This is a genomic window from Marinomonas transparens (assembly GCF_016463975.1).
GTDB lineage: Bacteria > Pseudomonadota > Gammaproteobacteria > Pseudomonadales > Marinomonadaceae > Marinomonas > Marinomonas transparens.
Map to the genome: position 1 here is coordinate 161806 of NZ_JAEMNX010000010.1, position 8029 is coordinate 169834.

7 protein-coding genes are annotated in these 8029 nt (G+C 43.3%); 2 read left to right on the plus strand and 5 right to left on the minus strand.

The annotated features are described in order from the left end of the window. Positions 1-121: 121 nt before the first annotated feature. Entirely contained in the window at positions 122-1081 is a 960-nt protein-coding gene (locus tag I8J31_RS10490; RefSeq protein ID WP_199468500.1) for a class 1 fructose-bisphosphatase, read from the plus strand. A gap of 166 nt (positions 1082-1247) precedes the next feature. On the opposite strand, the gene I8J31_RS10495 is transcribed toward I8J31_RS10490, so the two are convergent. Genes I8J31_RS10495 through dctP form a run of 5 tightly spaced genes read right to left on the minus strand, consistent with a single transcriptional unit; the run spans position 1248 to position 6884 of the window. Then, positions 1248-2765 carry a malonate--CoA ligase gene (locus tag I8J31_RS10495; protein WP_199468501.1) on the minus strand — a complete coding sequence of 506 codons (1518 nt, stop codon included), beginning with the start codon at positions 2763-2765 and terminating at the stop codon, positions 1248-1250. Continuing rightward, the gene (locus I8J31_RS10500) at positions 2758-4023 is read right to left on the minus strand and encodes a malonyl-CoA decarboxylase (protein ID WP_199468502.1); all 1266 of its coding nucleotides are present in this window, start codon (positions 4021-4023) and stop codon (positions 2758-2760) included. Before I8J31_RS10500 ends, I8J31_RS10495 begins: the two co-directional genes overlap by 8 nt. Then, positions 4020-5336 carry a TRAP transporter large permease gene (locus I8J31_RS10505; RefSeq protein ID WP_199468503.1) on the minus strand — a complete coding sequence of 439 codons (1317 nt, stop codon included), beginning with the start codon at positions 5334-5336 and terminating at the stop codon, positions 4020-4022. Before I8J31_RS10505 ends, I8J31_RS10500 begins: the two co-directional genes overlap by 4 nt. Further along, positions 5336-5887: a TRAP transporter small permease gene (locus I8J31_RS10510; RefSeq protein WP_199468504.1), complete on the minus strand. Its 552-nt coding sequence runs from the start codon at positions 5885-5887 to the stop codon at positions 5336-5338. Before I8J31_RS10510 ends, I8J31_RS10505 begins: the two co-directional genes overlap by 1 nt. A gap of 10 nt (positions 5888-5897) precedes the next feature. Continuing rightward, the gene (gene dctP, locus I8J31_RS10515) at positions 5898-6884 is read right to left on the minus strand and encodes a TRAP transporter substrate-binding protein DctP (RefSeq protein ID WP_199468505.1); all 987 of its coding nucleotides are present in this window, start codon (positions 6882-6884) and stop codon (positions 5898-5900) included. A gap of 200 nt (positions 6885-7084) precedes the next feature. Here dctP and I8J31_RS10520 point away from each other — a divergent pair, with 200 nt between their 5' ends. Continuing rightward, positions 7085-7726, plus strand: a complete 642-nt coding sequence (locus I8J31_RS10520) for a GntR family transcriptional regulator (RefSeq protein WP_199468506.1) — start codon at positions 7085-7087, stop codon at positions 7724-7726. Positions 7727-8029 lie beyond the last annotated feature (303 nt).

Genomic DNA, 8029 nt, shown 5'->3' on the forward strand with positions numbered 1-8029 from the left:
AGATTAGCTGATAAGCGATACCATCCCAATTTATTTTATGTCTATTAACCTAGCTTGGCTGACACTCTACTCAGGCAATGGCATAATTTCCTTCTCCCAAATAATAAGGAAATGCCAGACCATGCAAAACCTATCTCATGTTTTAGCATCAAGCTCGACTCCGGAATCACTACAGGCCGTTTTACAAGTTACCACCAACACCTGCATAGCAATTTCTGATGCGTTAAAACAAGGCTCCCTTGCAGGCATCCTTGGCATGGCTGGCAACGAGAATGTTCAAGGAGAAGAACAAAAGAAACTCGATGTTATTTCCAACGATATGCTAAAAGACGCCCTATCGGCTTGCCCTTCAGTAAGAGCAATTGCTTCTGAAGAAGAAGATTACATAGTGCCAGCGAACACAGACGGTGAATACCTGATTGCTTTCGACCCACTAGACGGCTCCTCTAATATTGATATCAATGCCATGGTCGGCACCATCTTCTCTATCTATCATCAAACAGGTAGCGAACCCGCGACCGAAAATGACTTCCTCATTCCAGGCAAACAACAAGTTGCCGCTGGATATGTGCTCTATGGCCCATCAACCATGCTGGTACTGACCACAGGCAATGGCGTCAACATGTTTACCTATGACCCCACCAAACAACTTTTTGTGCTAACGACCGAAAACGTACAAGTCGCCAAAGAGACACAAGAGTTTGCCATTAACATGTCTAACCAACGCTTCTGGTCTAACAACATGCAAAGCTATGTGAATGATTTAGTAAAAGGCAAAGAAGGGGTTCGTGATAAGAATTTCAACATGCGCTGGGTTGCCGCCATGGTTGGAGACGTGCATCGTATTTTGTGTCGCGGCGGTATCTTCATCTACCCTTGGGACAGCAAAGACCCAACTAAAGCAGGCAAATTACGCCTAATGTACGAAGCCAACCCAATGGCCATGCTACTTGAACAAGCCGGCGGTAAAGCCCACACTCATACCCAACGTATTTTAGACATTCAACCAGAAGCAATACACCAACGTGTTGCGGTGATTCTAGGTGCCTCTGAAGAAGTGGATAAGTGCCTAAGTTATTAACATTTCAATAAATACTTAGTGCCTGTGCATAAAAAAGGCCTTCATAATATTTTATGAAGGCCTCAAACCTACTAATATAGGTAAAACATTTCTTTTAAAATACCCTATTCTCAACTGTTTCGTGGTATATCACCCATTACACTAGGTCAAGCCGATCGCCAGAATATCAGTGGGTAAATAGCCCTTTATAAGTCTCGCGTAATATATTTTTTTGGACTTTTCCCATGGTATTTCTTGGCAAAGCATCAATTACCACAAGCTGGCGAGGGTGTTTGAACCTTGCCAAAGCATCTTTCACGGCAAGCTGTACTTTATCAAGGTCGACTATATCCTTATCCGCTACTAACACACCAACAACCGTTTCACCAAAGTCAGGATGTGGCACACCGATTACTGCACTTTCAACAACACCAGGCTGCTCATCAAGCACCAATTCAATCTCTTTCGGATAAATATTATAGCCACCCGAAATAATCAGATCTTTATTCCTACCAACAATACTGACATAACCATCGTCATCAATCGTGCCCAAATCACCGGTAATAAAAAAACCATTAGAACGTAACTCTTCTGCTGTTTTTTCTGGCATATTCCAATAGCCCTTAAAGACATTAGAGCCGCGCACTTCGATCAGACCAATTTCTCCATTCGGCAAAGTTTCTCCCGTTGTAGGGTCGGTGATTTTCAATTCCACATTGGGCAACGGGAAGCCGACTGTTCCAGCACGACGCTCACCACGATAAGGGTTAGACGTATTCATATTGGTTTCTGTCATACCGTATCGCTCTAAGATACGATGGCCTGTGCGTTGCTCAAACTGCACATGCGTTTCAGCCAATAGGGGAGCAGAACCGGATATAAACAAGCGCATATGCTGTGTCAGCTCTCGATTAAAACGCTCATCGCTCAATAACCGAGTATAAAAAGTTGGCACCCCCATCAAGCTCGTAGCACTAGGCAATAACTCAATAATACGGTCAAGATTGAAGCTAGGTTCGAGAATAATTTTTGCACCGGATTTTAAAGCGATGTTGACCGCAACAAACAATCCATGAATATGGAATATCGGTAAAGCATGTAGCAACACATCGTCTTCACTAAATTCCCATGCTTCTTTCAACGTCTCACTATTCGACAAAAGGTTATTCTGAGTCAACATAGCACCTTTGGAACGCCCCGTTGTACCAGAGGTATAGAGAAACGAAGCGATATCATCATTAGCACGATCTACGGTGGAAAATTCTGTTGGCAAAGCTCGAGCGGCATCCGGCAAAGTACCAGATACGCCATCATCAGACTGTGTCATGAGTATGGTGTTATATTGCTTGGTCATCTCAGCCATACTCTCTGCCGATTCAGGCTTACAGACCAGCAATTTCGCACCAGAGTCCTTCACGAAATAATCGATTTCAGAGAGTGTATAAGCCGTATTCAATGGTAAATAAACCACTCCTGCCTGAACACACGCGGCATACAAAGCGAGTGTTGAAACCGATTTACCTACCTGTGCAGCAAGACGATCTCCCGGCTGCAGTCCCTGTTGGGTAATCGCATTAGCATACTGTGATGCCTGCTTTAAAAAAGCGTCATAGGACACTTCTTTTTTTGTTAAAGAATCAAAAATAAAAGTCGTTTGCTTTCCTTCATGGGCAGCAAACAAACCATTATAAAGTGGATTAGACATTGTTGTTTTCTCTTAGCAATGGAGACAAATTCTCACATAGTTTATGAACATCTTGAGCCGCAGAAATATATCCTGTTGCGGCAAATTTTTCGTGGTTCTCCGATACATTTTTCAATTCATAGAGGTAATTCACCATGGCTCCTCCTGATTGTTTGATGCCTTTATCGGATAAGTCGGCATCATTATGAATAGCGTGTATTTTAGCACCATTACCCAAATGGAAACGTGCCACAGGATCGAGAGGCTTACCGTTTTGCCCCTTCTCATTCACCAAATAATGAGCGGCTAACGACTTCATGTTATTAAAGGGCTCACATGTGGTATCAATGTTCTGTTGTTGAGCCCATGTCATTAAGCTAGGAATAGGCGATAAGGTGACAAAGTTTTTCAGGTTACTAAACCTTAAGGACAAATCCGTCACTACCTGCTTAATAAGAGAGTTACCAAACGAAATACTATTCAACCCTTGCTGGCAATTAGAAATCGAATAGAAAACCGCGGTGTCCGCCTCACTCACCACTATCTCTTCACGATCATCGGATAAAACCGATTGCACAGAACTTGCAATACCATGCGTTAAAGCCACTTCAACAAAAATCAAGGGTTCATCAGGCATAGACAGATGAAAAAAAGCAAAACAACAGCGATCTTCCGGCTGCATACGACGACGTAAATCGTCCCAGCTATCTATGGCATGAACCGCTTCATAAGCAATGATTTTTTCCAGTATATTAGCCGGTGTTTCCCAATCAATCGGACGTAGTACTAAAAATCCACGATTAAACCATGAAACAAACAAGTGACGAAAGTCCAAATCCAATGCTGCAAGATCATCTGATTTACCTTTCAGTCTGAGCAGATCAGCACGCATATTTACCAGCTTACCGGTCGCACCTGAAACTTGGTTTAAACGCCGAATCAATTCCTGTCGCCTAGGTTCGGCCGCCGTCATATAATCAAAATAGGTTTTTTTCGAGGGGTTTTGTTTGTAATGCTTTAAAGCCTCTTCAACCTTAGCAGCATCAATATCCATGTTGATGGATAAGTGATGGAAGAAGGCCAATTTATCTTCATCATTTATTGTATCAAAACGGTCTAAAACTTGCGTGGCTAAAGCGATACCTGAAGACTCCCCTGCCGTCCCTATCAAGCTATCAACTAAAGCAATAATAGAGCTATCATTTTCTACCTTATTTTTGGCGAGAGGCCGATAACGTCGGTCAAAAATATTACTCAGCAGCTCCAACACCATGCTCATACTCGATCTCCCATAACCATATTTGGTAACCATGTAGCAATGCTAGGAAACACACACAAAAGAATAATCGCAATCACCATACAGGCTACATAAGGCAAAGACCCCAACAGAATGGTTTTCAGCGATATATCTGGCGCAATGCCATTGATAACATACAAATTGAGCCCTACGGGTGGACTGATCAAACCAATCTCCATATTGATGGTCAACACCACAGCAAACCAAATAGGGTCAAAACCAGCGGCCGTTATAATTGGCAACAAAATAGGCGCGGACATCAGAATCACTGCAACAGGAGGTAGAAAGAAACCTGCAATCAGTAGAAAAATGTTCACCGCAATCATCAATACCCAGCGATTAACCTCTAACGTACCAATCCATTCAGCAATTGACTGCGTAATAAACAAACTAGAAAGCATGTAACTAAAGACACCCGCCGCCGCGATGATAAATAAAATCATCACGCTTTCACGGGTACTATCGCGAAGCACAACCCACAGCGCTTTAGGATGCCACAAACGATAAATAATCATCGCGATAACAAGACACAACAAAGCCCCTACTGCGGCAGTCTCAGATGGTGTCGCCACACCACCATACATGGCATACAAAACCCCAGCGATGATTGCTAGAAATGGAACAACGCGAGGCAAAACTTCAAAGCGTTCGCGCCAGCTATAGCTACCTGTTGCGAGTAACTCTTTATTGCCTGACTTCCAAGTTGAATACAACGACCACACCATAAACAGGCCAACCAGCATCAAACCGGGCGTCACACCGGCTAAAAACAAACGTCCAATGGATGTCTCTGTCGCAATCCCATAAACAATCATGGTCACGGAGGGAGGAATGAGAATACCGAGCGTCCCCCCTGCGGCGATAGAGCCCGAAGCAACACCATCAGGATAACCCCGCTTACGCATTTCGGGTATGCCCATCTTACCAATCGCGGCACAGGTTGCAGGAGAGGACCCCGACATGGCGGCAAATAAGGCGCAAGCTCCTAGGTTCGATATCACTAAACCACCAGGCACACGGGTTAGCCAACGCTCTAGCGCTTCATATAAATCGGCCCCAGCTCGGGTTGACGAAATAGAAGCGCCCATAATGATAAACATAGGAATGGACAACAGAGCGAAACTATCCAGCTTGCCAAAAAATATTTCCGGTAAAAGCTCTAAAGAACGCATGCCATCAAACACCAGCAAAAAGCCCCCAGACACTATCAATAGACCGATGGCCACCGATACACCTGAAAATAACGTGAGAATCGTCAATACGGCAACTATTGCACCTAATACAAGAGGATCCATTATTTGTCCTCCAAGCCAAATGGCCTATCTTTACCAATAATAGCCGCTGAAAAATCTGCTAATAATTGAAGAAACAACAAGAAAAAGCCAACAGGCAATGCAAGATAAGGAATCCACAGTCGTACCCCCCAAACACTATCCGACTTCCAATTACGCTCATAAGCTAGGTGCCAATTTTCAAACCCATAAAAGCCCATCACGAGAATAATCACTAGTGATAAGACAAGCGTAAATAAGTAGAGATATTTACGCAGCAGCATAGGCAACAAAATGGGAATAAGATCGACATTTACATGCCCACGCAATAGTTGTACATAAGGCAACCCCATTAAGGTCGCCGATATCATCAGATAAACGACAGCTTCCGTTTGCCAAATAGTCGATAAATTAAGCACTGCTCGAACATAAATCATTTGGCAAGTGATAACGACAGCGGCCACTATCATCAACGCCGCTAGCCAACCCGATAACGTCGACATCCAAGATACAAGGTAGATAAACTTATGTGATATTCCTTGACTGCCATTAGCATATTGATTTGGTAACCTCATTATCCAGCCCCTATTCAACCGCCAACGCCAAATCAAGCAATGCTTGGCCACCAGAAACATCCTCGGCAAACTTTTTATACGAGGTTCCTTTAGCCAATTCTCGCCACTCAGTAAAATCTGCAGGCGTCATTTCAACAACTTCTACGCCAGCTTTTCGAAATACGTCAGCTGACGCTGCATCTTGCTTCTTCGCTTCCACTAAATAGAAGTTTTGTGCTTTTTTTGATGCCGCCAATAGTGCGGCTTGTTGATCACTGTTTAAATTTTCAAATGTGGTTTTGTTCATTAATAGAGGCTGATACATAAACCAGAGAGCGACATCAGCCGCCGGTGTGTAGCACTTAGCTTGTTCATAAATTCGATACGAAACGAATGACGCCGATGACGTATTCGCACCATTAAGAACACCGGTTTGCATTGCGTTATATATTTCAGATGACGCCATAGAGGCAATAGAAGCACCGGCACCTGCTAGCATCTGTTCAAACGACTTACCCGCCGCTCGCATTTGCAAGCCTTTCACATCAGCAGGCTTAGTAATGCATTTGTCTTTTCCAACAAAGCCTCCTGCCAAATAACCATGAACTAATACCATGACATCATCTTCTGCCATTTTTTTCTCAATCTCTTTCATAAAAGAAGAGTTGCTCAGACGAGCTGCATGGTCATGATTTTTAACTAAGCCTGGCATTAAAGTCAGGTTATAAGCGGGCTGTTGACCACCCGCATAACTAAGAGGTACCAAGGTCATATCCAACTGACCACGGCTGACTGGACGATACTGTTCACGAGGTTTAAATAATGATTTCGAGCCAAAAATTTTAATGGTTAAATCTACATCCGCCGCTTTTACGTCGTCTGCCACCATCTGCGCAACTTGATGACGAATATCTTTATTTGACCACTGGTGAGATAACCTTAACTCTTCAGCGCTGGTAGCAAAACTACCTCCGAAAGCCGCTAATGTGATAAGTGATTTAAAGAGGATCTTCTTCATTATTATTTCTCCTAAGGATTTATTTTTATTTTAGAGAATCTCGCACTTCACTCTATTTTCTATAGAGTTAGTGTCTTTTTTGACAGACGCCAAACGTAAATATTTACCTATATAATACAAACCATAATTTAAAATACACAATATGATATTTGTTGTATACAATTTGTTCAGTGTATTTCCTAATGTGGTATAGTGAACCAATGAAAAATTCAGATATTATTGCTAGTACATTAGAAGAATCGATCTTACGAGGCGATTACCAAACCGGTGAGCGGCTCAATGAGGTCGCTCTCTCCACTGAATTTGGCGTATCAAGAACACCAATAAGAGAAGCACTGCAAAAGCTTACAAAATCCGGCCTAGTAGAACAGATACACAGAAAAGGGGTTTTTGTTCGCCAACCTGGTCCTGTTGAGCTGATTGAGCTCTTTGAAATGATGGCAGAACTCGAAGCTTCATGTGGTCGCCTTGCCGCTCTACGCATATCAGAAGTCGCTTTAGAAAAACTAAGAGAGGCAAATGGTAAATGTAAGATCGCTATGACTGCAGGCGAAGCAGATACCTATTACTATGCCAACGAAGTCTTCCACATGATCATTTATCGCGAGTCAGGTAATAGCATTCTAGAACAAGAGACTAAGCGGCTACATCAAAGGCTAAAGCCCTATCGTCGTCTGCAACTGCAAGTCCGAGGACGCATGCCACAATCTATGTCCGAGCATGAGCAAATAGTAGAAGCCCTCACCCAAGGAGAATCAGACAAAGCGGCCCAGTTACTGCGTGGCCATGTTACTATCCAAGGCGAAAAATTCCGACATTTACTCTCCGCACTAAAGAAATAACAACCAACCTTTCAAATTTCCACGTATATATACCCTTACGGGACTACGACTACCATCGACGATGGCAATCGCCTGAGGCGAATAAAAAGCCACCATTGGATAATACCAATGCATACCGCCCCAAGAAGTGTGTCTTCAATAAAGAGCCCCACACTTGCCTATTGACGTTCTCTACAGACAAAAAAAAGCCCTGACAGCTGTGCTATCAGGGCTTTCTTAATAAAGCCGTATAGAGCCCCTTAAGTGCGAAGCATAACAAAAAGACGACGACCTCAATGATCTGACGCTTCGCGTCATCCCCTA

Excerpts from the sequence above, each read along its gene's own strand:
- I8J31_RS10490 (WP_199468500.1), top strand. The coding sequence starts at position 122 with ATGCAAAACCTATCTCATGTTTTAGCATCAAGCTCGACTCCGGAATCA.
- I8J31_RS10495 (WP_199468501.1), bottom strand. The coding sequence starts at position 2,765 with ATGTCTAATCCACTTTATAATGGTTTGTTTGCTGCCCATGAAGGAAAG.
- I8J31_RS10500 (WP_199468502.1), bottom strand. The coding sequence starts at position 4,023 with ATGAGCATGGTGTTGGAGCTGCTGAGTAATATTTTTGACCGACGTTAT.
- I8J31_RS10505 (WP_199468503.1), bottom strand. The coding sequence starts at position 5,336 with ATGGATCCTCTTGTATTAGGTGCAATAGTTGCCGTATTGACGATTCTC.
- I8J31_RS10510 (WP_199468504.1), bottom strand. The coding sequence starts at position 5,887 with ATGAGGTTACCAAATCAATATGCTAATGGCAGTCAAGGAATATCACAT.
- dctP (WP_199468505.1), bottom strand. The coding sequence starts at position 6,884 with ATGAAGAAGATCCTCTTTAAATCACTTATCACATTAGCGGCTTTCGGA.
- I8J31_RS10520 (WP_199468506.1), top strand. The coding sequence starts at position 7,085 with ATGAAAAATTCAGATATTATTGCTAGTACATTAGAAGAATCGATCTTA.